This is a genomic window from Arthrobacter sp. GAS37 (assembly GCF_044908325.1).
Taxonomy (GTDB): Bacteria; Actinomycetota; Actinomycetes; order Actinomycetales; family Micrococcaceae; genus Arthrobacter; species Arthrobacter ramosus.
Map to the genome: position 1 here is coordinate 224,297 of NZ_JBIYDB010000001.1, position 24,627 is coordinate 248,923.

Here is a 24,627-nt window from a genome sequence, read left to right on the forward strand (position 1 = left end):
GCTGGATACATGAAGCAGGACAAGGCAGATACCTGGACCATTTCCGAATTGGCCAAGGCCAGCAAGGTTTCCTCGCGAACCTTGCGCCACTATGACCAACTCGGACTATTGGAACCTGCCCGCACGGGACACAACGGCTACCGGTACTACGGCCAGCCTGAGCTGCTGCGCCTGCAGCGGATCCTTCTGCTTCGTGAACTTGGCCTTGGGCTCGAGACCATCGGCGAAGTTCTGGATGGCCAGGCCGATCCTGTGGAGGCACTTGCCGTGCACAGGAACTGGCTGCTGGCCGAGCGCGACCGGCTGGACCGGATGTCCCGGACGGTCGACGCCACTATCGCAGCACTACGTCAAGGAGAAACCATGACCGCGGAGAACATCTTCAAGGATTTCGACAACAACCCCTACGAAGCCGAGGCGCGCGAGCGCTGGGGCGATCGGGCCGTCGACGAGAGCAAAGCACGACACTCGGCGATGACAACCGCCCAAAAACAGGCCTTCATGGAGGAGTACGCGGCCCTGAACCAGGATCTCGCCCGCTGCTTCGACGCGGCCCTTCCGGCAGACCACCCGGACGTCCAGGCAGCCGTCGGCCGGCATTACAAGTGGATCTGCGCGAGTTGGACGCCCAACGCTGAATCCTATGTAGGCCTGGGACAGATGTATGTGGACGACCCCCGGTTCACCGCCAATTACGACAAGGTCCGGGTAGGCCTGGCGCCCTACCTGCTCGAAGGCATCAAGGTTTACGCAGCAGAAAAGCTCAGTTAGGGCTTCCTGCCGAAAAGCGCGACGGCGGCCCGTCCCCACTGGAAACACAGGGGGCGGGCCGCCGTCGTACTGACTGCCAAGCAGCCCGGCTAGATGATCAGCGAGAGCACCATGATAAAGCCGAAGCCGACAACCGAGATGAGCGTCTCCATCACCGACCACGTCTTGAACGTCTGCCCGACTGTCAGGCCGAACAGTTCCTTCACGAGCCAGAATCCGGCGTCGTTGACGTGGGACAGGAAGAGCGAACCGGCTCCGATGGCCAAAGCAAGGAGTGCGGCGTGCGTCGGGCTCAGGCTGCTCGCCAAGGGAGCCACGATGCCCGCAGCCGTCACGGTGGCAACTGTCGCCGAGCCCGTGGCCAGGCGAAGCGCCACAGCCACAATGAAGCCCAGGACCAGCACGGACATATTGGCGCCCTCGGCCCATTTCTTGACCGCGTCACCGACGCCGGCACCGATAAGGGTCTGCTTGAAGCCGCCGCCTGCGCCCACGATCAACAGGATCGCGGCGATCGGTCCGAGGCTGTCGCCGAGCTTGGCGGTGATCTTGCTTCCGGTGAAGCCGACGGCATAGCCAAAGGTCACCATGGCGGCAAGCACCGCCAGGGTCATCGCCACGAGGGGCTGGCCCACGAAGTCCAGGACCGTGCGGATCATGGGGGCATGCGCCGCGTCGGGCCAGACAATGTCCGCGACGGCCTTCAGGAGCATGAGCACCACGGGGAAAATGATGGTCAACAACGTGACGAGGAAGCTGGGCTGACGCTTCACTTCGCTGAGGTCGACGGCGTGCTTGGTGTCGACGCCGCCGGCCACCGCAGGAGCGTCAACTGGAACCCATCGCGCGGCCAAACGGGAAAACAGCGGTCCACAAATGATGACCGTGGGGACGGCGACCAGGAGTCCCAATGCCAGGGTGGTGCCCAGTTCAGCCTTCACAGCGCTGATGGCAATGAGCGGCCCGGGGTGCGGCGGGACCAGGCCGTGCAGCACGGACAGACCCGCGAGGGCCGGAATGGCAATGCGCATGAGCTTCATCTGCGAGCGCTGGGTGACCAGGACGATCACCGGAAGCAGCAGGACGAGGCCGATCTCAAAGAACATCGGGAGGCCGATGATGACCGCAACCAAGGTGATCATCCAGACCACCTTGTTGCCGCTGGCTTTCTCCAGCAAGGTGTCCACCACGCGGTTTGCGCCGCCGGAATCCGCCAGGAGCTTGCCCAGCATGGCGCCGAGCGCAATCAGGATGCCGACCTCTTTAAGGACGCCTCCCACGCCGTCCTCGAAGTTGCTGACAACCTTGGCCAGTTCCACTCCGGAGGCCAGGCCAACGAAGGCCGATCCGAGTACCAGGGAAAGGAAGGGGTGGACTTTGAATTTGGCGATCAGCAGGACGATCAGCGCAATGCCGATAGCCGCGACCACAAGAAGTTGGGTATCGTGCCCGGTCCAGTTCACGCTGCGCCACCGACCGCGTGGGCGGTCTGTGCCTCAAGGCCGAGCCGTTCGATGATTTCGTCTGCTTCTTCAGCCGGAGAAGCGGAGACGCACAGCGAGATGTGGTTCTCGTCCTCCGTGGGCGCCTCGAGTGCATCGAACTGGGATTCCAGCAGCGAGGCAGGCATGAAGTGTCCGTGACGCGAAGCCAGCCGGTCGGAAATCTTGTCCTTGCTCCCTTGGAGGAAGACGAACACGACGCCCTCGCCGCGCAGGACATCCCGGTAGCGCTTCTTCAAGGCCGAGCACGTGATGATGCCCGGCTTTCCTGCTGCGGTACGCTCCTTGATCCAATCGGCAATGATTTCCAGCCAGGGCCAACGGTCCTCATCGCTGAGTGCGTGCCCTGCCTGCATCTTTGCCACGTTCGCTTCCGGGTGCAGGTCGTCGCCTTCGGCGAGGTCCCAACCCAGCCGGCCGGACAATACGCCGGCCACTGTCGATTTACCGGAACCGGAGACACCCATGATCACCAATACCGGCTGTTGTGCAGTCTTCGCCATCAAAGTCTGCCTCTCTCAATTAAATATGATTTAAACGAGACTAAGCATATGACACAGGTTACACATCAGCAATTTCAGAAACCGGCGATGGTTTGGGAACCGTTGACTTCCACAACATGGAACGCCTCGGCGCTGCGCCCGTCGGGCATGCCGGCGCGTGAAGCATTGTGCCGGAGCATGCCTCTGACAGCCCGTTCCATGCCCTCCAGATCGGGGTGCTGGCTCGCATGGATCCGGATGGCAGCCAGTTTCGCGTCGATGTGTTCGGTGACATCCACGAAATAGTTCTCACGGGTTTCGGGACCGGCGAAGAGCCACAGCCACGGCAGTCTGAAGGCCTCGAGGCCGGCTTCCGCCAGTTCCGGGTAGGCGAAGGGATTCTCCACCGCGGGGTACACCGCCCGGGTCACGATCTCCCCCACGGCGAGGTGGTCGGGATGGCTCTTCTGGATCCTGTCCCAATTGCGTTCCGGATGCATGGCAAGGACAACGTCGGGGCGGATTTCGCGGATAAGTTTCACCACTTGCTTGATGACCCCATGCGTCGGTTCCAGGTAGCCATCGCGCTCATGGAGGTAGTGCACGTCCGTCACTCCTACGAGGGCAGCGGCTTGTCTCTGCTCCTCTGCGCGCATGGAAATGATCTCTTCGCGGTGGGCAGGATCGAAACCTCCTGCGTCGCCGTCGGTCATGATGCAGTAGCTGACCTCGACGCCGGCAGCGGTCCAGGCAGCGATGGTGCCGGCCGCGCCGAAGTCGATGTCGTCCGGGTGGGCGGTAAAACAAAGCACCCGCTCAACACGCTCCCTGGAGGCGTTGAACGGGCTCTTTGCTGACGTAGCGTCAGAAGACAAAGGGATCAGCCTTTCCGCTTTTTGATCTCTTCGGTGGCCTGCGGAACAACCTTGAAGAGGTCACCGATGATGCCGAAGTCCGCGATTTCGAAGATCGGCGATTCAGCATCCTTGTTGATCGCGACGATGACCTTGGAGGTCTGCATCCCGGCCTTCTGCTGGATCGCTCCGGAGATGCCCGCCGAAATGTAGAGCTGCGGGGACACGGTCTTGCCCGTCTGGCCAACCTGGTAGTCATGGCCGATCCAGCCCGCATCCGTGGCGGCACGGGAAGCCCCGAGTGCACCGCCCAGCGCGTCGGCCAGTTCTTCCAAAGGACCGAAGTCGCCGTCGACGCCGCGTCCGCCGGCAACCACGATCCGGGCTTCGGTGAGCTCAGGACGGCCGCTGGCCGGCTTTTCTGCACGCCCGGTGACCCGGGCGGCATTCGCGGTGGCATCGGCCGGGACATCGATAGTGACGGCTTCGGGCGTGCTAGCCGCGGCCGGGGCCTCGACGTCGACACTGTTCGGCTTGACCGTGAGCACGGCGACGGCGGTGCGCGCCTTCGCCGTGGTGGTGTACGAGCCCGCCAGGACCGACTTGTGGGCCGTGCCGTCGGCGTCGACGCCCACAACATCGGTGATGACGCCGGCGTTGAGCTTCACGCCGAGACGGGCCGCGATTTCCTTGCCGTCGGCTGTGTTCTCCAGCAGGACGGTCTGGGCTCCGGAGGCTGCAACTGCCGCGGCAAGATATGCCGCTTTCGGCGCAACAAGGTAGTCGTCCAGGTCCGTGGCGGACGGGCGGTAAAGAGCCGAGGCTCCATGGGCACCCAGGGCGGCCGCGACGTCGTCGTGCAGCTCACCGTTGAAGGCGACCACCGCATCCCCGAGGGAACGTGCGATCGTCAGGAGTTCCAGGCTGCTCTTCTTGAGAGCCGCGCCCGGGTTGTCAATGAATACAAGTGCTTTTGCCATGTGTCGGAATCCTCTTAGAGCAGCTTCTGGGCGGCCAGGAACTCAACCAGCTTGATGCCGGCGTCGCCTTCGTCGGTGATGATGGTGCCGGCAGTGCGCGGCGGCCGCGCTTCAGCGGTCTCGACGGCGGTCAGCGAACCCGCGGCGCCCACCTGCGCGGCATCGACGCCGATATCGGCCAGGGTGAGTGCCGTGATTTTCTTCTTCTTGGCTGCCAGGATGCCCTTGAAGTTGGGGTATCGCGGCTCGTTGATCTGGTCCGTCACGGATACCAGCGCTGGCAAGGTTGCCTCCACAGTGTCCGCGTGGGCGTCACCGTCACGGCGCGCGACGACGCGTTCGCCGTTGACCTCCAGGGAGGAAGCAAAAGTGACTTGCGGGAGTCCGAGCCTCTCGGCGAGCTGGGCCGGAACCAAGGACGTTTCGCCGTCGGTCGAGGCCATGCCCGCCAGGACGAGGTCCACGGGCGAATCGGCGCCGAGATACCGGATCGCCGCGGCGAGGGCCAGCGAGGTGGCTGCGGCGTCGGAACCGGCCAAGGCGTCGTCGCTCAAATGCGCTCCCGAGGAGGCACCGATCTGCAAGGACTTCTTGACGGCGTTCACGGCACCGGCGGGACCCATGCTCAAGGCGATGACCTCGTTGCCGGCCTTAGCACCTCCGCGGGCTTCACTGAGCTGCAGCGCGGCTTCAAGCGCATACTCGTCCAGTTCGGACAGAATGCTCTCGTCGCGGTCCGTGGTGTTGCCTGGGCCGGTGAGGTGTCGGTCGAACTGCGCGTCCGGGACGTGCTTGACCAGAACAACAATCTTCAATGTATCTCCCACTGTGTTCGAGGCAGCCTTCCATACTCGGGGATGGCCAGCAACTAGGCGCATGGCCAAGAGTGCCCGGCTTACGGGCTCGTCCTAGCTAAGCATATTGCGGGACAAGTCGGACAACGCCGCGTACCCGCATTAACTCCTGTTTCGTGGATAGCTCCCGCTTACGGAAGCAAGAGCACACGACAACGGCGGGCCGCACCGCTTGTGGTGCCGCCCGCCGTCGTCGACTGCTAGTCCCCACCGCCACCCTCGCCTCGCAAGCTCGGCCAGGGAACCCCGGCGGGGTGGGCCCATGCCCCGCTGGAATCCGCTGCTACTGCAGCTGCTACGGGGCAGCTGTTACGGTGCAGCATCCAAGGTCACGTCGAGCTCCTGCGACTGGCCGCTGCGCTGGATGGTCACCTTGACCGTTGCGCCTGCCGGCTGCTCACGGACCGCCGCGGTGAGCTGCTCGGGATCGTTGACATCCATGCCGGCGAACTTGGTCACGACGTCGCCCACCTTGAGCCCGGCCTTCTCAGCGGCGGAGCCCGCGGTCACGGCCGCAACCTGCGCGCCCACCGAGAACCCGGAGCTGCTTCCCGTGGCCGACTTAGGCTGCACGCTGACGCCGAACTGCCCGTGCGTGGCCTTGCCGTTCTTGATAAGTTCCTGCGCAATACGCTTCGCGTTGTTGATGGGGATACTGAAGCCCACACCAATGTTGCCGCTGGACGAAGACGAGGCACTGCTGCTCCCGGCAGAAGCGATCGCCACGTTGACGCCAATGATCTCGCCCTTGGTGTTGACAAGCGCTCCACCGGAGTTGCCCGGGTTGATCGGCGCGTCGGTCTGGATCACGTTGAGCGAAACGGTGCCCTGTCCCGCACTGCTCTGGCTCTGGCCACCGCCTGGAGGGGCGAATTGGAATCCGCCCTGCCCGCCATTTTGCGAATTGTCGGAGCCGCCGTTGGGAACAGCCGAGGAAGCCACGCTGATGGTGCGGTTGAGGGTGGACACAATGCCGTCGGTGACCGTGCCGGGCAGGCCGAGCGGAGCGCCGATGGCGATTGCGTTGTCCCCGACGTTGATCTTGCTGGAATCACCCAGGGTAGCCGGCACGAGGCCGGAGGCGTTGTCCACCTTGATGATGGCGAGGTCCGAAAGCGGGTCCGTACCCACTACCGTCGCCTTCAGGACGCGTCCATCGCTCAGCCGCACTTCAATCGCGGCGTTGGCGCTGGCACCGTCAAGGGTCACCACGTGGGTGTTGGTCAGGATGTGGCCCTGGTCGTCGAGGATGATGCCCGAACCGGTGCCGCCTTGGCTTCCGCTCGAGGCCATGATGGTCACGACGCTCGGCGAAGCCTTGGCCGCGGCTGCGGTGATGGCGTTGACGTTGTCCGTGTTGTTGACAATCACGGTTCCCGTCTGGCCGCTAGTGGCTGCCGCCGGGGTCCGGCTGTTCAGCAATTGATCGCTGGCGGCCACAACGCCTCCGCCGACGAGACCGGCGGCCAGGATGCAGGCCACCAAGGTCCCGACGCCGAAGGCCGGCTTGCGCTTCGGGCTAGCCGCCGGACCGCCCGGGTGGGCCGGGAATTGCTGCGTGGGATAGTGCTGCGCAGGGTTCGGTCCGCCATAGAAAGGCTGGTGCTGCGGGTAGGGGTGTTGCGGTCCCGCGCTGTGCTGTGGCGCTCCGTTCTGGGGCGCTCCGTTCTGGGGCGCGCCGTTCTGGGGAGCGCTGTGCTGAGCCTGGATCTGCTCGGTGGCGTTTTCGGCCGGGCCCTGGGCCCAGGGTGCCGGAGCTACCGGAGTCTGTGCTCTGTATTCGGGCTGCGCGGGGTGTTCAGGCTTCGCAGCGTGTTCGGGCTGCGCAGTGAAATCCTGACCCGGCTGGTATGCCGGCAGCGGGACCGTAGGCTGGGAATTGGATTGCTTGTCCGCCTCCGCCTGGCCGGCGCCCTCAGGACCATGGTTCTCAGGGCCATTGTTCTCAGGCGCGGCGCCCTGTGCTGGGTTCTCCGTCATGGGACTTCCTTTCTTCCTCGTCCCCTTAACTATCGTCGCTCTTGCTGGATCAAGAGTCGACGTTCGCTGGGAGCTTGCTGAACGCCGTCATCGGAACGGTCCTGTGGCCTCGAATGGCACCGACTAGCCCCTCAACGCTGGAGAAGGGCAGATTTCTCCCCGTTTCGCTGGCGGCATATTTACCGCTGTGGACGCCCCAAAAGGTGCACCATAGTATCAAGTGGAATTGCCACAGCGACCTGCCGCTTGACAACCATGCGTGGGGGCGCTGATGCATTCTGTTTCGATTGTTCCGGCCCGGACCAATCGCAGACGTGCTGAAGGGTTGCACATGCGGTCAATGTTGAAACGTGTACTCGCCGTCATCGGCCTGGCTGGAATGCTGGTCCTCCCGGCCACCGCAGCCTGGGCCGCCGACCCGGTGACCATCCCGTCCGGCCAGAACATCGTGGACAACGCGAATGTTTTGGGCAATCGCAAGGGCGAGGTCCAGGACGCCATCCAGACGCTGCTGAAAGACCACAAATACAACTTGTACGTGGTCACGGTGAATTCCTTCGAAAACCCCTCATCGCCCGAAGCCTGGGCCACGGCAGTGGCCACCAAGAAGGGCATGGGCCGGTCCGACGTCATTCTGGCCATCTCCGCGGCCGGTCAGTACTACTTCGCACCCAACTCTGCCAGTGCGATCTATTCCAAGAGGTCAACCATTTCGTCCAATGCCATCGCGGCCAATCTGGGCGCAGGCAAGCGAGACTTTGCCCAGGCAGCCATCGACACCGCGGCCGCCGTCGGCGACGCCGCCGGCGGGGGCAGCGGCACGGTTCCGAGCGGCAACTCAGGTGCAGTCGTTTTGATCGGCGCGGGCGTTGTTGCGGCCGGCGGCGTGGGCACGTACTTGTACTTCCGCAACCGCCGCAAGAAGAGCCAGGCATCCAGCGCCAGCTACGGTCCGCAGGGGGAACAGCTCGATCCCCTGGCCTCCCTGAGCATCGCGGACTTGCGGCGCAAAGCCGGGTCCTTGCTCATCGAGGCGGATGACACCATCAAGTCCAGCGAGCAGGAGCTCGGATTCGCGCAGGCCCAATACGGCGATGCCGCCGTCGGGAACTTCACCAAAGCCCTGCTGGAAGCCAAGACCCACATGACCGAATCCTTCAAGCTCCAGCAACAGCTCGATGACCACATCCCGGACACCGAAGAGCAGCAGCGCAGTTGGCTTGGCGAAATCATCCGGCGCTCGGAGGCTGCCCTCGAGTCGTTGCGCGAGCAAAAGGCCGATTTCGATTCCCTGCGAGAGCTTGAGAAGAACGCGCCCCAGGCTCTGGCCAATGTTGCCGCCGGCGCCAACGAAGCCGAGGCAAAGATCAACAGCGCGGAGCAATCGCTCAACGGCCTGCGCGAAAAATACGCAGACAGCGCTCTTGGCCACGTGAGCGACAACATCACCCAGGCCAAAGACCGGCTCGCCTTCGTTCAAAACGCAACAACTACGGCACAGGAAAAGCTCGCCGCAGGTGAGAGCAGCCTTGCCGCAGTAGCAGTCCGCGCTGCGGAAGAGGGCCTGCACCAGACCAACGTGCTGATCGACGCCATCTCCAAGGTAGCGGGCAGCCTCGACGAAGCCCGGAACTCGCTGGAGGGCGCCGTGGTGGAGACCAGCCAGGACCTGGCACAGGCCAAAGCGATGATCCAGTCCGGCGAACACCCGGAGCTGGCTGGCCCGGTGGCCGGAGTCGAAGCCGCACTGGCCCAGGTCAAAATTGAAATCCAGGGCGGGAAAATCGATCCCATTGCCACCTTGGACCGCGTGGAGAAGGCGCACCAAGCCTTGGACCAGTCCCTCTCGGGAATCCGTGACCAGCAGGAACAGGCAAGGCGTGCACAGGCCGCGCTCCAGCAGACCATCATGGCTGCCCAGTCCCAGATCAGCGCCACCTCGGATTACATCGCGGCGCGACGCGGCGGCGTGGGCACCGAGGCGCGTACCCGGCTGGCCGAAGCCCAACGGAATCTCGACTACGCCCTGTCCATTTCCCGCAATGACCCGGTCACCGCTCTGACGTACGCACAGCAGGCCCAGTCGCTCGCTGCACAAGCCGCGCAACTGGCCCAGTCCGACGTCGATCAGTTCGGCGGCTTCGCCAACCAAGGCTACGGCCGTGGCGGCATGTTCGGTGGTGGAGGCAATGGCGGTGGCCTCGGCGGAGCGATCCTCGGCGGCATACTCATCAACTCCATCCTGCACGGCGGAGGCGGCGGCTGGGGCGGCGGAAACAACGACGGCGGAGGCGGGGGCTTCTTCGGCGGCGACGGCGGTGGGGGCGGAGGCTTCTTCGGCGGCGACGGCGGAGGAGGAGGTGACTTCGGCGGCGGCGGAGGTGACTTCGGCGGCGGCGACTCCGGCAGCTTCTAGCTCCAAAGACTAGGTGGGGGCCTGTCCCCCACGTAGAAGCGGTACAAGAACTGATCACTGGATTCAGTGGGCACCACTGAGCAGGACGAAAGGCAACACCATGGTTAAGCAGTCCATTTTCGGGCGGATCGCGCAGCTCGCCAAGGCGAATATCAATGCCTTGCTCGACCAGGCTGAGGACCCGCAGAAGATGCTGGACCAGATGGTCCGCGACTACTCGAACAACATCGCTGAGGCCGAGTCCGCCGTGGCGCAGACCATCGGCAACCTCCGCATGCTCCAGGCCGACTACAGCGAGGACATCAAGAACGCCCAGGACTGGGGCAACAAGGCCCTCGCAGCCTCCCGCAAGGCGGATGAGTACCGTGCTACTGGTAGCCCTGCCGACGCAGTGAAGTTCGACAACCTTGCCAAGGTGGCCATCCAGCGTCAGATGTCGGCCGAGAACCAGGCCAAGGCCGCCGAGCCCAACATCGCCTCCCAGTCGGAAGTCGTGGACAAGCTCAAGAGCGGTCTCGACCAGATGAAGGGCAAGCTCAACGAGCTCACCAGCAAGCGCAATGAGCTGATTGCCCGCTCCAAGACGGTTGCTGCCCAGACCCAGGTGCACGATGCCCTCAAGAGCATCGACATCATGGACCCCACCAGCGAGGTTGGCCGCTTCGAGGAGAAGATCCGCCGCGAAGAGGCCAAGGTCCTCGGCCAACAAGAGCTTGCAGCCTCCAGCCTGGACGCACAGTTCAACCAGCTTGAGGACCTCGGCGAGCAGACGGAAATCGAGGCTCGCTTGGCGGCCCTGAAGTCGGGTGGTTCGAAGGCTGCGATCGGCGCAGGCGCTACTGCTCCGGCAGATGACACGGTGGACGAAGCCGACTTCGACAAGCTCTAGTCCATCCGCCAAACGAAGGGCCGGACCTCGTGAGGTCCGGCCCTTCGTGCTTCCTGCGTGCTTTATGCCCCTACAGCGAGCCGTCCAACGATGAGTCTCATGATTTCGTTGCTGCCTTCCAGGATCTGGTGGACGCGCAGATCCCTGGCAATCTTCTCGAGGCCGTATTCCGACAGGTATCCGTAGCCGCCATGCAGTTGGATGGCCTTGTTTGCCACGTTGAAACCGGCGTCTGTAGCGACCCGCTTGGCCATTGCGCACAACCTCACGGTGTCCGGGGCGCCACGATCCAAGGCATCAGCGGCCCTGAGGATCAAGGTCCTGGCAGTTTCGAGTTCCGTATCCATGTCGGCAATATCAAACAGCAGGGACTGCTGGTTGATGAGCGGGCCACCGAAAGCCGAGCGTGACTTGAGGTAGGCGATGGACTTCTCCAGGGCCGCCTGGCCGCCTCCCAGGGAACAAGCGCCCATATTGACCCGGCCTCCGTTGAGGCCCTTCATCGCGATGCCGAATCCGCTGCCTTCCTCGCCAAGCCGGTTCGCCACAGGGACCCGTACGTCCTCGAAGATGACCTGACGGGTGGGCTGGGCATTCCATCCCATCTTCTTCTCATTCGGGCCGAAGGACAGGCCCGGCGCGTCCGCGGGCACGACGATTGCGGTGATGCCCTGGCTGCCCGTGTCCGCGGTCCGTGCCATGACCACATAGACACTCGAAGCTCCTGCCCCCGAAATGAACTGTTTGGTGCCGTTAAGAACGTAACTATCGCCGTCGAGCACTGCTTTGGTGCTCAGTGCGGCGGCGTCCGAGCCGGCTCCCGGCTCCGTGAGGCAGTAGCTGCCCAGTGCCTCCATGGACGCAAGCTGCGGCACCCATTGGGCCCGTTGCTCATCGTTGCCGAAAGCGTCGATCATCCACACAACCATGTTGTGGATCGAGATGTAGGCCGCGATGGTGGGGTCTGCCTTCGACAGCTCTTCAAAGATCAGCGCCGCATCCGTGCGGGAAAGCCCCGAGCCGCCGAACTCTTCCCGGACATAGATGCCTCCCATGCCGAGGGTGCCCGCTTCGCGCAGGACATCCACGGGGAAATGCTTGGTCTCGTCCCATTCCGCTGCGTGCGGCGCAATGGCCGTTGTGGCGAAGTCGCGCACCATCTCCACCACCGCTTGCTGGTCCTCTGTGAGCTCAAACATTGGCACTCCTTTGCAGTTCTTCCCAGTTCTCCGGGTTGTCCGGTGTTTTCTGGCTATTCGGTGCGTTTACTTGCTGACTTTGCCCATCAGCGAAGCGACAGGGCGAAGGAATAGCGGCCTCGCGAGGAACCACGCGCCCACAATCACCAGGAGGGATACGGCGAAAATGCCGAAACCAACCCAGTTGATATCGTCGCTGCCGCCATACATGTGGTTCAGGTTGCGCAGCGCCCCGGTGGCGAGGACCAAGGTGACGTGCACGATGGTGAAGAGCACGAAGTACACCATCACGGGGAAATGCACTGCCCGGGCCAGTTCGATGGGATAGATCTTGTTCACCGTGCCGGCCTTCTTCGGCCATGCCGAGGACGTACGCAGGCCGGTGATGATGGCAAGCGGGGCGGCGATGAAGACCGTGACAAAGTAGGTCAGCAATTGGAGGGCGTTGTAGTTCACCCAGCCGTCCTCAGTGGGCCAGTTCAACGAGGCGTACTGGAGGGCGGCGGAAATGGCGTTGGGGAATACATCCCAGCTGGTCGGGATGATCCGCATCCATTGCCCGGTCGCAAAGATCACGATGATGAAGACGATGCCGTTCAACACCCACAGGGCATCCAAGGTCAGATGGAACCAGAGGTCCAGGCTGATCTTGGTTGGCGCATTCTTGGTCCGGATGAATCCTTTGTTGTTGCGGGTCCATTGGGCTGGCGGCCTCTTGGCCGTTCGGACCTGCCAGCCGGACCGGACGATGAGCACCATGAAGAAGACGTTCAGGAAGTGCTGCCATCCGAGCCATGCCGGGAAACCTACAGGAGCGTTCTCCGGGAGCCTGGATGCGCCTGGGAAGTCGTGCAAGAACGACTGCACACCCGACAGGCCCGTCAACCATTTGGCCAACAAGACGATGAGCAAAAGTACGACCAGCACGCCTGGAACCACCCAGAGGGGTTGGGACCATTTGCTCTTGGCTGCTGTCGACTTTTTGGCGGGGGTGGACATCTTCTCAGACACCTCTCGGAAGAACTTTGCAATCAGGGACGCATCAAGCTAACAGGCTTGGGACCGAAGCGGCCAAAGCCTGTTACGCCGTCAGTTGGAACGGGCTTTGACGGCCTCGATGAGTTTCGGAACCACCGTGAAGATATCGCCAACGATTCCGAAGTCGGCCACCTCAAAAATGGGCGCGTCCTCGTCTTTGTTGATGGCCACAATGGTCTTGGCAGTCTGCATGCCTGCGCGGTGCTGGATGGCTCCGGATATTCCCAATGCGATGTACAGCTGCGGGGACACGCTCACACCGGTCTGGCCTACCTGGGCCGTCTGGGCGATGTACCCGGCGTCGACGGCGGCGCGTGACGCACCGATCGCCGCGCCCAAGGTGTCGGCGAGCTGTTCAACCAGCACAAAATTCTCTGACGAGCCCAAACCCCGTCCACCGGAAACCACCGTCGCGGCAGTCCGAAGTTCGGGCCGGACCGAGACGGCGGCATCGTCGTTGAACTGGTCAATGACTGCGGCGCCTTCTGTTCTCGCTTCCAGGGACACCGTGTCCACGTCTGCCGTGGCTGCCGGAGCCTCGCCTTCGATCGCCCCCTGCCGGATGGTCAGGATGGGCAGCCCGCCTTCCACCACCGACTCGACGGTGTAGGCCCCGCCAAACACCGAATGCTGGACAACAACGGTTCCGTCGTCGCTGCGCACCTGCACGACGTCGGCGAGCACGCTCCCGCCGACCCGCACAGCGAGCCGGGCGGCTGCTTCGCGGCCGTCCATCGAGCTCGCGGTAAGGACGGCCGCCGGCCCATACGCGTCGACGGCCCCGCTCAGGGCATCCACGGCGGGTGCCACCAAAACAGTGCCAGCGGCAGCCGTCACGGCCGAGTAGATCCTTGCCGCGCCCAGCTCACCCAGGCGCACGACGTCGTCGTCCGCCAGGGGTGCAGACGACACGACGACGGCGACCGGCGAGCCCAGCGTGGCTGCGGCAGCCAGGAGCCCGCGGGCGGAAGCGGCAATCTCGCCGCGGTGGGAAACTTCAATGAGAGCCAAGACATTCGACATTTCTTTTCCTCCCTCAGACCAGGCGGTTCGCAACGAGGAACTCGGCCAGCTCGTCGGCCGCGGTCCCATCATCGATGAGTTTTCGTCCGGCCGCGCGCGGCGGCCGCTCAACGGTGGAGACCACTACGGTGCGGCTGGCACCAGTCGGGACGCCGAGCTCGGCGACGGACAACCTGGTGACGGGTTTGCGCTTGGCCGTCAGGATGCCCTTGAAGTTGGGAAACCGGGCCTCCGGGAAACGTTCGGTAACGGTGATGATGGCGGGCAGTCCGGCACGGACATTGAGGGTTCCACCCTCGCCCTGGCGAACGCCCCGTACGCCGTCGTCGGCGATTTCCGCGGAGATCAATGAACCCAACAGTGGCAGCTGGAGATGTTCGGCAACCATGGCGGGTACGACGCCGGCGCGGCCATCCGTCGATTCGTTGCCGGCCATCACCACGTCAAATCCGGTTGCCTTCAATGCCGCCGCCAGCGTCGCAGCTGTTCGACCGGTGTCGGCGCCGTCCAGGGAATCATCCACGATGTGAACCCCTGAATCGGCTCCCATGGAAAGGGCCTTGCGCAAGGACTGGGTGGCGTCATCAGGACCCATGATCATTGCCACTACTTCGGTGCCTTTGTTGGCATCCTTGATGCGCAACGCGGCTTCGAGGGCGCGCTCGTTGATTTCATCGACCACGGAGTCGGCGGCCTCACGGTCGAGCTGGCCCGTTGCCAGGTCGAGCTTCCGCTCCTCGGCCGTATCCGGCACTTGTTTGACGAGCACGACGATCTTCATTCAACAGCTCCCTCGATGCAAATGGCTGACGCTTGGAATCGAGAATACTAGGAACTCCTAGTATTTACCATGGAGCGAGGGAAGCAATGCTTGGAACTCCTATTGATTCTTCCGGGAGGCGGGACTTTCCGCGCCGGGCATGGCGATCCGGCCCGGCGGCAGGTATCCGGCTTTCGAACCGATCGATCTAGCCCTGGCGAATGCCGAGGGTGTTCCCGTCGGGATCACGGAACCAAGCGCCGCGGGCCGGGCCGAGCTGGGCGATGTGCCCTGTTGTGGCGAGGGGACCCTCCGTGTAGTCCAGGAACTCCACGCCCTTGGCGGCCAAGTCTTGGACCACGGCCTCGATGTCGCCCACTTCGAAATGGGCAAGGGTGTGCTCAGTAGCAGTAGGCGGACGCTTGAAGACTGAGATCTCACTGACGGATCCGCACCGGTACCGGACCCCTACCGGAGTTTCCCAGAGGAAGGTCAGCCCCAAGATGCCGCCGTAGAATTCCTTCGCCCGGTCCAGATCCGTGACCGGAATTGTCGCCACGACCATCGTTGCATTGATCATCTCGGGCCTCCCTGGCCGGCCCATTCCGTCCGGATGAACGGGCCATTCGGCCCAAGTTTCGTCCTCCAGGATCTGACTGTCAACGCCTGAAGCGTTCGGATCGGTGTGGGTTACGTGGCCGGACCTTGCCTCAGAGCCACGCGGAGCATACGCCCATCGCCGTCATCGCGAAGCAGCAAGGCAAGATGCGCTCCTGCGACTACCGCTGAGGTCCAGAACAGGACGGGCAACGATGCATAGAAGAGCCACAGAACCACGGGGAGAAGGAGCGGTGCAGCGGGACCGGCAATGGTGACGGCAAGGTCCTGATGTTTTGGCAGGCAGCAACGAACTAGCCGGAACCTCCCTGAACGGACACTGAACAAAGCCGGCGCAAATGGGGCAAAGATCCTGAAGACGGCCACGTGTCCCAGTTCATGGAGAATCAACGACACCAGGACGAGGAAAGCCATCGAGATGAGGAGCCCAAGTACAGCCAGGCCAGTGGATTCCGTCGCCCACCAAGCTCCAGCGACGAGCGCCAGGGGCCACCCCAGCCTTCTGAGCATCATCGTCAAGGCTTGGGTTTGGGCACGTGCTCTGCCCGGTAGCAGAGCTGCCGATTCAGTGGCGGGCAAGGGAGCAGCGCGCAGCACTTTGTTGAGGAAACTTCGGTAACCGACGTGCCGGGATGAAGCCAACCCGGTGTCGAGGGCCTCGAGCGCATGCGTGAAGTCTTCGGGGCCGCCGTCCGGTCGGACAATCGGCGGCGGAGCCAAGATGGATATCCCCAGCGGAGCGTAGGCCCACCTCCCGTTCTGCTGGACTACACCCTCAACCGGATAAACCTCGGTTCCTCTGGCCGCTTCGTCAACCATCCTTGGACACCCGGAGTACAAGGAGACCCAGTGCCGATGCAAGGAGGATAGCCAACACTGCGCTGGAGAGAATCTCCCCGAGGTACGAAGCATCGCCGAAAAGCTTCCCGAGCTCCGCTCCGGTCCAGCGCGCCGCCGAAGACGAGACACCATAGATCAGGAAGACCGTGAAGCCAGTAGCACCGCTGGCCAAAGGCTGCTCGCGGCTGAACGGCACGAGCACTCCACCAATCATGCCTGCAGCCCAGGCCAGGACGGCATCAGGAATAAGCCGGGCCCAATGATCCGAGGTGAGGAGACCTGCAGCGAGCAACGATCCGACGAAAACAGCACCAATCACCATCGAGATCATTGCGCAGGCGATGAGTTTGGGTGCAACCCAGGCAGTGGCGCGTCCAGTGAGGTGACGCTGGACCCAGTGGGTCCTGCTTGTCAGCCCGTAAGATTGCATGCCGACGATAGAAGGTGCCACCGCCAAGCTGGGTGCTAAGGCCGCTGCGAGGAACCCGAATTCAGGATGGCCGGACAAGGCAACGACCCCGCCAAGCCCTATCGCCAACAGGAATACCAACACGGTGAACTGATGGCTACGCAAGAGTTGCATCCCGTCGGTGTAAGCAGCAGCTAGCAGCCTGTTCCGGGGAAGCGGGGCGTTGGCGAAGAGCCGGAGCGTCACGTCCGCCTGGTTGTCGATGTCCAGGCGGGCCACAAGGAACATCAGACCCAACGGAATCACCAGCCAGATCACACCCGTCACGACGTCCAGCCACGGAGTAGGGGCGCCGGTCCACAACGGCGCCAGAGCACGCCCCCAAACGCGGTGCATGGCGAAGTTGCGTGGGCCCTCGACCGTATCGGCCATGCTCTCCGGCAGCGGCAGGATATCCGTCCAGACGAGCAGTGTGCTGATGATGAAGCAAGAAACCCCGGCGAAGGTCAAAGCGTAGTAGCGCGGCAGCCTGAGCCAAGCCCGGTAGGCGAAACCGAGGGTTTGGAACAGGGCCAAGACCGCCAACTGGGCGGCGGCGAGGAAAACCATGAGCAGAATCGACGCAACCGCAGCAGCCCAACCGTCGACACCGGTGCGCCAAAGGGCGGCGAGTGAAGGGATACAGAGGCTGAAGGCCAAAATGTAAGACAAAGCCAGTACCGGCATCTGCAGCCCTGCGAAGACAGCCCACCGAGAAACCGGGAGCATCTCCAGCACAGTCGCGAGGGAGTTCCGGGATGGGCCCAGTATCGAGAACAAAGCGGTGAGAAATGCGATCGTCAGGAATGAGCCGCCCAGCATGAAGGAAAGCGACCCCGGTGTGAGCGTGATCTGTTGTCTTCCTTCCGTGCCCCCGATCATCAAAGCCAGCATCGTACCGAAGGCCAAGGCGGTAGCGACCGCAGTCACCGTGAGAGCTCTGATCGCAAGTACGGAGAGCCGGAGTTGCCCCGCCGTCTCTCGCGTCCAGGCTGTCAGCGCGGTGCGGGCGACCGTCGCTGCGGCGCCCACTAGTTGCGTCCTGAGGGTCCCGGGGACGCATTGCTGCTTCGCACGGCCATCAACACGCTGACAAGCACCGACAACGCTATGACCACAAGGATTCCAGCGAAGTTGGGCTGGAATTCCAAGGCCAATGCCCCGTTTTCGGTTCCGGCGGTCGCGGTAAAAAGGCCCGGCAGGGTCGCCGGGGAGCCCGTCGAAATGGCGATCACGCTCGTGGCCACGAATAGAATGAACGAAAGCGCCAGTCCCCCGGCCATACCACCCAGGACAGCACCAACTATTTTCGACGTCGTGTTCATTGAGGTCCCTCCTCGAGCCGGCCAACGCGGAGCGCCGCCTGTAGTTGTTCCCGACGCTCCGCCTGGAACTCGTCTAGTTTCGTTGCTTGAAGGAACACGGCCTCAAGCGATGCGAGCCCTCCATAGGCTTCGCGAAGTCCGGAGGGGCTGCCCAATGCGGCCTGTTGACCGTTATGGAGGATCATCACCCGATCACAATCGCGCTCGGCCCGAAGCATGTCATGTGTGGCTATCAGCACCGAACCGCCAGCCCCGGCGAACATCGCCAGCAAATCCCGAAGCACAGCCGCAGCTTCCGGATCGAGCCCGCGAAACGGTTCGTCGAGGACGAGGAGTTCCGGAGAATGCATGACGGCGGCGATCAGCTGCAACTTCCGCTTCATGCCATGGGAGTAGCCAATGATGGATCGTTCCAGGGCTGTCGTCAGACCAAGCACATCGGCCAACCGGGCGGCAACGTCGCGGTCGTCACGCTTCCGGAGCCGGTGATGGAGATCCAGGTATTCAGTGCCCGTCAAGGACAAAGGCAATGGCAAGTCATCGGGCGCGAACCCGATCCATTGCCGGGACTCCTTGTGGCCAATAGGAACGCCTTTGACTTCAACACTGCCCCGGCTCGCCTCAAGCAAACCAGTCAGGATGTGAAGGGTGGTTGTCTTTCCGGACCCGTTCGGGCCGAGGAGTCCGAATACTTCTCCGGGTACAAGCTCGAACGAGATGTCCCGCACCGCTTGTACCTTTCCATAGTCTTTTCCGAGCTCCTCGACCCTGCAGGTGAAATGCACAGATTTCAATGTTTCATTCACCGTTGCGTTGATCTAGACCCGGCAGTAGAGCTTCCACGTTCCCCCGGATTCCCAACTCGGCATATCCATTGCCGGCCAGGCGCCACGCTGCTGGCAATACCAGAACCAGGCGGCAACGAAGCCCATGACGATGACGGCTACAATCGGGATCACGATCAGAAATCCGACGTCGTTCTTACGACGGGCCATCGCGTCCGCGGCTTGTTGTGGGATTAGTGCGGGAGCCGTGAGCAATAGCGTTGAGAGTTTTTGCATCGATTTCCTCCTAGTTTCTTGAACTGGCTGCGGGGAAATCCCATGATGAAGCTTTGTTCCCCCGCCCAAGAAGCTAGCGCGATATTTCGCCTCTCAGCGGTCGAAGTGGTCAAAATCCGTACAGATTTGCCAAAAATCAGTGTGTTTTTGGGCAATCTCAGTGTGGATCTCGGCGCTTCTACGTGTGGAAAAACGATTCACCCGGATCGGCCCGCATAGCCGTCTTAAACCGTGTTCAAGACATTCCGCCGCCGCACGGCCTGGTGCTGGAACGTTGCCTCCGGATCCCGGTGACCGGGGAGGTCCATGAGCAGATCCAGTTCGATGGACACGGTCGGATTCTGCTGGATCATTCTCTTCGCCGAAGCTGCCGGGGCCGTGATTCCGCAGGCCCGCAATTTATCCATTCGAATGATTTAACAGAATCCGGCACATCCGAGCGAAGACGATCCCGGGACGCACATGACGTGCTCCGGGATTCGCGCACGTTTTGTCCTAATAGCCCAGAAATTGCGAAAATAGGGGGCTAAACGAAAGAGTCCGCCCAGACGGGCGGACTCTTTCGTTTATTTGGTTGCGGGGACAGGATTTGAACCTGTGACCTCTGGGTTATGAGCCCAGCGAGCTACCGAACTGCTCCACCCCGCGTCGCAAAATCAACTCTACCGCACATTCGGGGACGCCTCTGACCACTTAGATGTGCGCTGCGGCACGTTGGGATCTAAAGGAGCCGTCGGACAGAAGTAACAGCCCTTGAGAGGGGGCAATTCTCGCGCGGCCATACCGGGCACACGATCTACCCATCCCGCACTCCCTACCCGCAAATCGGTGGAAAACAAAAAGATCCGGCACAGTGTTTCCACTGTGCCGGATCTTTTCTCCAGTTGCGGGGACAGGATTTGAACCTGTGACCTCTGGGTTATGAGCCCAGCGAGCTACCGAACTGCTCCACCCCGCGTCGCAAGAACTACTTTACCTGCAGGTGAATGTCAGGCCAAATCCAGACGACGTGACCTCCGTCTCCCCGGCGCCCAGGCACCCAGCACAGGCCGCCAGATCAAAAGGAAGACCGGGCCAGCCCTGGTCAGGGCTGGCCCGGTCTTGCAAAACCCCGGCTAAGCCGAAATCAGCCAGCTGGAGTTAGCTATTTGCTCGGCGAGGGCGAGGGCGTCGGCAACGGGCTCGCTGACGGGCTGGCACTTGCCGACGGGGCCGGGGTGACACCAAGCCGGGACTCGGCGTCGAGCGCCTTCTGTATTGCCGCGGACAGGATGCTCTGCTGGGCACCGTATCCGGCGAAGTCGCCCTTGGCGAGTGCAGCCTGGCCATCCTGGATGGCCTTGTTGGCCTGGTCCAGCGCAGCCTTCAGCTGGGCCTGCGCATCCGCTGCGGCGGGTGGCGTAGTAGTCCCCGGAGGAGTGGGGGTCTGGCCGTTATTGGCCGAGTCTCCCGCCGAGGCCCCTGAGTCGCCCCCGAAGAGGATCTTCAACGCACCGTCAAGCGTGGGGGCAAAGCCAACCTTGTCGCCAAAGGCCACGAGCACGCGCTGAAGCGTCGGATAAGACGTCTCACCGGTGGACTTCAGATAGACCGGTTGGACATAAAGCAGGCCTCCGCCCACCGGCAATGTCAAAAGGTTGCCGTTGAGCACATCGGATGCTCCCTGCCTGAGCAGGTTGAGTTCCCGCGACACTTCGGGATCGGAGTTGAACTTGTTCTGGGCCTGGCCGGGGCCTGGAACCTGGGTATCCGTTGGCAATTGGAGTAATCGCAACTGGCCATACGTGTCCGCCTTCACCCCCTTCTGGCTGCCGGCGTCGGAATCGGCTGCGAGGAAGCCGTACAGGATGTTCCGGGCGGCGCCGTTGACCACCTGTGGAATGAAGGAGGATGTCAGCTGGAAGGCCGGCTTGGTCTGGTCGGGCATCTGCAGGGACATGTAGAACGGAGGCTGCCGGACGGGATCCGTGACCGTGGGGTCGTTCGGAACGCTCCACGCGTCGTTGTTCTGGTAGAAGCTGTCCGCATTGGTCACGTGGTAACGCCCAAGCAACTCACGCTGGACCTTGAACAGGTCCTCCGGGTAGCGGACGTGGCTCATCAGCTGTCCGGACATCTCCGAGTACGGCTTGACGGTGGTCGGGAAAATCTTCTCCCACGATTTCAGGATGGGGTCCTGGTCATCCCAGGCGTACAGCGTGACCGAGCCGTCATAGGCGTCGACAGTGGCCTTGACCGAGTTCCTGATGTAGTTGACGGTGCTGTTCGGCAGGGCCGCCGTGCGTCCGGAGGTCGTCTGCGAATCGGCCGTAGCGTTTCCCAGTTGCTGCTGCTGGGAGTAGGGGAAGTACTGGCTGGTGGTGTAGCCGTCCACGATCCACTTCACCCGGCCGTCGACGACTGCGGGATAGGCGCTTCCGTCCACCGTCAGGTAGGGAGCAACCTTTTGCACGCGCTCACGCGGAGTGCGGTCGTAAAGGATCTGTGACTTCTCGTTGACGCCGTCAGACAGCAGCAGGTCCGAGGACTGGAACTTGATGGAGTACAGGAGGCGGTTGAACCAGTTGCCGACGTTGGGGCCGCCGTTGCCGGTAAAGGTGTACTGCGTTTCAGTGGAAGTGTCCTTGCCGGCCGGTCGGTCCTGTTCGCGGTGCGGAGCGCCATCCGGGGCGCCGACCACCGAGTAGTCCGGCGAATCTTCACCGAAGTAAATGCGGGGTTGGTAGCTCGCATCGCTGCCAAGGGTACCCATGGATGGAATTCCGGACAGCAGGAAGTCCGGCTTGCCGTCAACCGTGAAGGTATTGCCCTTGGCGGCCACGACGCCGTAACCGTGGGTGTAGACGATATGCCGGTTGACCCACGTCTGCTGGCTGGCGTTCAGCCCGTCCTGGTTCAATTCGCGGACAGCGATCACGGTGTCCTGGGTCTTGCCGTTCACGGTGTAACGGTCGACGTTAAGGGCCTTGGGGAACTGGTAGTACGGACGGTACTGCTCCAGCTGGGAGAACGCCGAGGAAACCAGGTTCGGGTCCAACAGCCGGATGTTGGCGGCCGTCTGGGCATCCTTGGCAAGGGCCCCGGTCTTGGCGTCCGTGGTGGCGTTGTAGGGAGAAACCTTGATCTTGTCCAAACCGTAGGCGGACCGGGTCATGGCAATGTTGCGGTCAATGTACTTGTTTTCCAGCGTCTGCTCCGAGGGCCGGACTTGGAACTGCTGGATCACCCAGGGGTAGACACCGCCCGCAAGGATGGACGTGATGATCAGCATGGCCGTGCCGATCACGGGCAAGCGCCAACGGCCAATCACGGCGGCCACAATGAAGAGGATGGCCACCAGACCCGCGGCAACAGCCAGGATGGTCTTCGTCGGGATCACGGCGTTGACGTCGGTGTAGAGGGCGCCTGCCCAGTGTCCGCCGTTGTTCTGGACGGTGCTGTAGACGTCAAGCCAGAAGTTGGCTCCGAGCAGCAGCAGGAAAACGGCCCCGGTCACGGCCAGGTGGATTTGGGCGGCACGGCTGGTGAAGATGCCGCGTTCCATGAGCCGGATACTGCCGTAGAGGTAGTGGGTAAGGATTCCCGCGATTCCGGCAATCACCACAACGCTCATGAGGAAACCCGTGACAAAGCCAAGGAACGGCAAAGTCATGAGATAGAAGCTGATGTCCAGGCCAAACTGGGGATCGGCCTGGCCGAACGGTACCTGGTTGAAGAACAAAAGCACCGCTTGCCACTGGCTCGCGGCCGCGCTGCCGGCGAAGAGGCCGAACAGCACGGGGATGCCGATCATGACCACGCGTCGTACGGGTTCAAGTTGGGCCTGGTACCGGTTCAGGTTGTCCCTGGTCTCGGAGTCCGGAGCGTAGACGGGCCGTGCATGGTAGGCAACGCGGATTGCGTAGAAGACCGGCACGGACATCAGGACGAAGCCCGCGAGGAAGATCAGGATCCGGGCAAGGTTCTCCCTGAAATAGACTTCGAAGAAGCCCAGTTGCTGATACCAGAGGACGTCTGTCCACACATTGGCGAAGAAAATGAATCCCACCACGGCGACGGCGACGATGATCAAAGTTGGAGTGAGTGCACCCCGTCTCCGCTGCGGTCTTCCGGGCGGGCTGGTGCTGGCTGGACGGGACAAACTCGATACCTCATCGCTGGTCGTCAGTTAACGGTCATCAGTGCGTGTGTTCGTCGGCCCCGGTGCCGGGTGCTAATGGCGGGGGCCGTCATTAGTGCCACGAGTGGCAGTGGAGCTAAGTTCCATCATCAGTCTAGTTGTTGGAGCATGTCGGGAGGCGGGACATGTCCTGGCCCGAGGCGAGTCGCTCCACGGCTGATTTTGCGTCCGCCAGAGTGTCCACTTTGACTACCTGCAGCCCGTCCGGAACGTGCCCTACGACCTCATCGCAATTGGCGGCAGGGGCGAGGAAAAGCGTTGCGCCGCCGTTGCGGGCTCCGCGCATTTTCTGGGCGATTCCACCGATGGGTCCCACGGTGCCGTCCGGCGAAATGGTGCCGGTGCCGGCCACATGCTTGCCCCCCGTGAGGTCGCCGGGGGTGATGCTGTCGATGATGCCCAGCGCGAACATCATGCCGGCGCTCGGTCCGCCCACCTGGTCCAGGGAGATCTTGACGTCGAACGGGAACGTGAACTTGTACTGCAGCAGTACACCCAGGATGTATTTGCCGTTTGAGCCCTTGCCGGGGGTAATGCTCACCGTCACGGGCTTGCCGTTCCGATCGACGACGACGGCGGCAGGCGCGCCCGCGCCGTCGGCCAGTGCGGTTTGGACGACGTTCAGGGACGTGACCGCCTTGCCGTTGATCGACGTAAAGACATCCCCTGTCTGGAGTTTGCCTGCGGAGGCCGAGCCGTCGGACAACCCTGCGACTGCAAGCTTCTGCCCGTACGGAATGTTCTCTTCCTGAAGAGCCGAGGCTATTGCGTTCTCCTGGGAGTTAGTCATGGCAAGCGCGCTTTCCTGTTCGGATTGCTGCTTGGTGACGCCCTTGGGATAGAGAAGTTCTTCGGGGTACACGGCCTTGGAACCGTCCAGCCAGGCTTGGAAGGCCTCGAAAATGTTCACGGGTCCGTTGGGGCCGCCGTTGATGTAGACGGTGGTCAGGTCCAGATTTCCCTTGGCGGGATACGTCGCGTGCCCAGTGATGCTAATGACCGGCTTGTTGTGGTCCGTGCCCAAGGTGTTGAACGTCGGTCCGGGAGATTCCACGACGTAGGGAACAGGGAGAACAGCCGCGGCGATTCCCAACACAATGGTCAGGGCGCCGGAGACCAGCATCGCGATGTACCGGCCGTCGCGGCGCCGTGCCGGTTGGGGCGCGCGGGGCGGTTCCTGCCCTGGTTCCTGCGTTTGTGCGGAGTCCTGCTCCGGGGAATGGCCTTGCGGCGTCGGGACGTCCTGGGAGTTGGAGGGGCCGAGAGGCTGTCCGGGTTCCCCGGCAGCTCCGGGGCTCGGCAAACTAGTCAATGAAAGACCTCTCCGCGCCGGGAACTGCATGCCCAACGCTACCGTTTAGACCCCCCTCAGGGTGGAGGCCAGTAAACTTACCAACGATCCACCCT

At 62.6% G+C, this 24,627-nt stretch carries 22 protein-coding genes and 2 tRNA genes; 3 read left to right on the forward strand and 21 right to left on the reverse strand.

Going from position 1 to position 24,627, the window contains the following annotated elements; genetic code table 11:
* The first annotated feature begins 9 nt into the window (after positions 1 to 9).
* Positions 10 to 771, forward strand: a complete 762-nt coding sequence (locus ABH924_RS01060; RefSeq protein WP_404496251.1) for a MerR family transcriptional regulator — start codon at positions 10 to 12, stop codon at positions 769 to 771.
* A gap of 89 nt (positions 772 to 860) precedes the next feature.
* Here the strand turns inward: ABH924_RS01060 and ABH924_RS01065 are convergent, their stop codons facing one another.
* The 6 genes from ABH924_RS01065 to ABH924_RS01090 form a co-directional block, all read right to left on the reverse strand.
* Positions 861 to 2,234, reverse strand: coding sequence for a gluconate:H+ symporter (locus ABH924_RS01065; protein WP_234748189.1), 1,374 nt, complete (start codon positions 2,232 to 2,234; stop codon positions 861 to 863).
* Entirely contained in the window at positions 2,231 to 2,776 is a 546-nt protein-coding gene (locus tag ABH924_RS01070; RefSeq protein WP_234748192.1) for a gluconokinase, read from the reverse strand. Before ABH924_RS01070 ends, ABH924_RS01065 begins: the two co-directional genes overlap by 4 nt.
* A 74-nt stretch (positions 2,777 to 2,850) precedes the next feature.
* On the reverse strand, positions 2,851 to 3,630 hold the full coding sequence (locus tag ABH924_RS01075) for a PIG-L deacetylase family protein (protein ID WP_404496254.1): 780 nt from the start codon (positions 3,628 to 3,630) through the stop codon (positions 2,851 to 2,853).
* Positions 3,631 to 3,635: 5 nt separating this feature from the next.
* Positions 3,636 to 4,589, reverse strand: a complete 954-nt coding sequence (locus ABH924_RS01080) for an electron transfer flavoprotein subunit alpha/FixB family protein (RefSeq protein ID WP_234748197.1) — start codon at positions 4,587 to 4,589, stop codon at positions 3,636 to 3,638.
* A 14-nt stretch (positions 4,590 to 4,603) separates the two neighbouring features.
* On the reverse strand, positions 4,604 to 5,404 hold the full coding sequence (locus ABH924_RS01085; protein ID WP_404496256.1) for an electron transfer flavoprotein subunit beta/FixA family protein: 801 nt from the start codon (positions 5,402 to 5,404) through the stop codon (positions 4,604 to 4,606).
* Between the two features lie 348 nt (positions 5,405 to 5,752).
* Positions 5,753 to 7,423, reverse strand: a complete 1,671-nt coding sequence (locus ABH924_RS01090; RefSeq protein ID WP_404496258.1) for a trypsin-like peptidase domain-containing protein — start codon at positions 7,421 to 7,423, stop codon at positions 5,753 to 5,755.
* A gap of 331 nt (positions 7,424 to 7,754) precedes the next feature.
* Between ABH924_RS01090 and ABH924_RS01095 the strand changes: the two genes are divergently transcribed.
* Complete coding sequence (locus tag ABH924_RS01095) at positions 7,755 to 9,839, forward strand: TPM domain-containing protein (RefSeq protein ID WP_234748205.1); 2,085 nt, start codon at positions 7,755 to 7,757, stop codon at positions 9,837 to 9,839.
* Between the two features lie 100 nt (positions 9,840 to 9,939).
* Positions 9,940 to 10,728 carry a PspA/IM30 family protein gene (locus tag ABH924_RS01100; RefSeq protein ID WP_404496260.1) on the forward strand — a complete coding sequence of 263 codons (789 nt, stop codon included), beginning with the start codon at positions 9,940 to 9,942 and terminating at the stop codon, positions 10,726 to 10,728.
* 62 nt (positions 10,729 to 10,790) lie between these two features.
* Here the strand turns inward: ABH924_RS01100 and ABH924_RS01105 are convergent, their stop codons facing one another.
* The 15 genes from ABH924_RS01105 to ABH924_RS01175 form a co-directional block, all read right to left on the reverse strand.
* Entirely contained in the window at positions 10,791 to 11,927 is a 1,137-nt protein-coding gene (locus ABH924_RS01105; RefSeq protein WP_234748210.1) for an acyl-CoA dehydrogenase family protein, read from the reverse strand.
* A gap of 66 nt (positions 11,928 to 11,993) precedes the next feature.
* Positions 11,994 to 12,926 carry a cytochrome b/b6 domain-containing protein gene (locus ABH924_RS01110; protein WP_234748211.1) on the reverse strand — a complete coding sequence of 311 codons (933 nt, stop codon included), beginning with the start codon at positions 12,924 to 12,926 and terminating at the stop codon, positions 11,994 to 11,996.
* Between the two features lie 90 nt (positions 12,927 to 13,016).
* Positions 13,017 to 13,988 carry an electron transfer flavoprotein subunit alpha/FixB family protein gene (locus ABH924_RS01115; protein ID WP_404496261.1) on the reverse strand — a complete coding sequence of 324 codons (972 nt, stop codon included), beginning with the start codon at positions 13,986 to 13,988 and terminating at the stop codon, positions 13,017 to 13,019.
* 13 nt (positions 13,989 to 14,001) lie between these two features.
* A complete protein-coding gene (locus ABH924_RS01120; protein WP_234748215.1) occupies positions 14,002 to 14,769 on the reverse strand; it encodes an electron transfer flavoprotein subunit beta/FixA family protein in 768 nt (255 codons plus the stop codon).
* A gap of 187 nt (positions 14,770 to 14,956) precedes the next feature.
* Positions 14,957 to 15,328 carry a VOC family protein gene (locus ABH924_RS01125; protein WP_404496263.1) on the reverse strand — a complete coding sequence of 124 codons (372 nt, stop codon included), beginning with the start codon at positions 15,326 to 15,328 and terminating at the stop codon, positions 14,957 to 14,959.
* A 110-nt stretch (positions 15,329 to 15,438) separates the two neighbouring features.
* Positions 15,439 to 16,185 (reverse strand): hypothetical protein, encoded by a 747-nt coding sequence (locus ABH924_RS01130; RefSeq protein WP_404496265.1) that lies wholly within the window; start codon positions 16,183 to 16,185, stop codon positions 15,439 to 15,441.
* The gene (locus ABH924_RS01135; RefSeq protein WP_404496267.1) at positions 16,178 to 17,686 is read right to left on the reverse strand and encodes a hypothetical protein; all 1,509 of its coding nucleotides are present in this window, start codon (positions 17,684 to 17,686) and stop codon (positions 16,178 to 16,180) included. Before ABH924_RS01135 ends, ABH924_RS01130 begins: the two co-directional genes overlap by 8 nt.
* On the reverse strand, positions 17,686 to 17,979 hold the full coding sequence (locus ABH924_RS01140; RefSeq protein ID WP_390279266.1) for a hypothetical protein: 294 nt from the start codon (positions 17,977 to 17,979) through the stop codon (positions 17,686 to 17,688). The genes ABH924_RS01135 and ABH924_RS01140 overlap by 1 nt, the downstream gene beginning before the upstream one ends.
* Positions 17,976 to 18,707 (reverse strand): ABC transporter ATP-binding protein, encoded by a 732-nt coding sequence (locus tag ABH924_RS01145; RefSeq protein WP_404496269.1) that lies wholly within the window; start codon positions 18,705 to 18,707, stop codon positions 17,976 to 17,978. Before ABH924_RS01145 ends, ABH924_RS01140 begins: the two co-directional genes overlap by 4 nt.
* A gap of 90 nt (positions 18,708 to 18,797) precedes the next feature.
* Entirely contained in the window at positions 18,798 to 19,040 is a 243-nt protein-coding gene (locus ABH924_RS01150) for a hypothetical protein (protein ID WP_404496271.1), read from the reverse strand.
* Positions 19,041 to 19,264: 224 nt separating this feature from the next.
* Positions 19,265 to 19,447, reverse strand: coding sequence for a hypothetical protein (locus tag ABH924_RS01155; protein ID WP_404496273.1), 183 nt, complete (start codon positions 19,445 to 19,447; stop codon positions 19,265 to 19,267).
* Positions 19,448 to 19,611: 164 nt separating this feature from the next.
* A tRNA-Met gene (locus tag ABH924_RS01160) sits at positions 19,612 to 19,688 on the reverse strand.
* A 236-nt stretch (positions 19,689 to 19,924) separates the two neighbouring features.
* Positions 19,925 to 19,998 (reverse strand) — tRNA-Met (locus tag ABH924_RS01165).
* Between the two features lie 186 nt (positions 19,999 to 20,184).
* The gene (locus ABH924_RS01170; protein WP_404496275.1) at positions 20,185 to 23,181 is read right to left on the reverse strand and encodes a UPF0182 family protein; all 2,997 of its coding nucleotides are present in this window, start codon (positions 23,179 to 23,181) and stop codon (positions 20,185 to 20,187) included.
* A 133-nt stretch (positions 23,182 to 23,314) separates the two neighbouring features.
* Positions 23,315 to 24,523 carry a PDZ domain-containing protein gene (locus ABH924_RS01175; RefSeq protein ID WP_404496555.1) on the reverse strand — a complete coding sequence of 403 codons (1,209 nt, stop codon included), beginning with the start codon at positions 24,521 to 24,523 and terminating at the stop codon, positions 23,315 to 23,317.
* Positions 24,524 to 24,627 lie beyond the last annotated feature (104 nt).

Excerpts from the sequence above, each read along its gene's own strand:
- ABH924_RS01125 (WP_404496263.1), bottom strand. The coding sequence starts at position 15,328 with ATGATCAATGCAACGATGGTCGTGGCGACAATTCCGGTCACGGATCTG.
- ABH924_RS01105 (WP_234748210.1), bottom strand. The coding sequence starts at position 11,927 with ATGTTTGAGCTCACAGAGGACCAGCAAGCGGTGGTGGAGATGGTGCGC.
- ABH924_RS01130 (WP_404496265.1), bottom strand. The coding sequence starts at position 16,185 with ATGGTTGACGAAGCGGCCAGAGGAACCGAGGTTTATCCGGTTGAGGGT.
- ABH924_RS01150 (WP_404496271.1), bottom strand. The coding sequence starts at position 19,040 with ATGCAAAAACTCTCAACGCTATTGCTCACGGCTCCCGCACTAATCCCA.
- ABH924_RS01070 (WP_234748192.1), bottom strand. The coding sequence starts at position 2,776 with ATGGCGAAGACTGCACAACAGCCGGTATTGGTGATCATGGGTGTCTCC.
- ABH924_RS01080 (WP_234748197.1), bottom strand. The coding sequence starts at position 4,589 with ATGGCAAAAGCACTTGTATTCATTGACAACCCGGGCGCGGCTCTCAAG.
- ABH924_RS01110 (WP_234748211.1), bottom strand. The coding sequence starts at position 12,926 with ATGTCCACCCCCGCCAAAAAGTCGACAGCAGCCAAGAGCAAATGGTCC.
- ABH924_RS01095 (WP_234748205.1), top strand. The coding sequence starts at position 7,755 with ATGCGGTCAATGTTGAAACGTGTACTCGCCGTCATCGGCCTGGCTGGA.
- ABH924_RS01060 (WP_404496251.1), top strand. The coding sequence starts at position 10 with ATGAAGCAGGACAAGGCAGATACCTGGACCATTTCCGAATTGGCCAAG.
- ABH924_RS01100 (WP_404496260.1), top strand. The coding sequence starts at position 9,940 with ATGGTTAAGCAGTCCATTTTCGGGCGGATCGCGCAGCTCGCCAAGGCG.
- ABH924_RS01140 (WP_390279266.1), bottom strand. The coding sequence starts at position 17,979 with ATGAACACGACGTCGAAAATAGTTGGTGCTGTCCTGGGTGGTATGGCC.
- ABH924_RS01155 (WP_404496273.1), bottom strand. The coding sequence starts at position 19,447 with ATGGATAAATTGCGGGCCTGCGGAATCACGGCCCCGGCAGCTTCGGCG.
- ABH924_RS01090 (WP_404496258.1), bottom strand. The coding sequence starts at position 7,423 with ATGACGGAGAACCCAGCACAGGGCGCCGCGCCTGAGAACAATGGCCCT.
- ABH924_RS01115 (WP_404496261.1), bottom strand. The coding sequence starts at position 13,988 with ATGTCGAATGTCTTGGCTCTCATTGAAGTTTCCCACCGCGGCGAGATT.
- ABH924_RS01120 (WP_234748215.1), bottom strand. The coding sequence starts at position 14,769 with ATGAAGATCGTCGTGCTCGTCAAACAAGTGCCGGATACGGCCGAGGAG.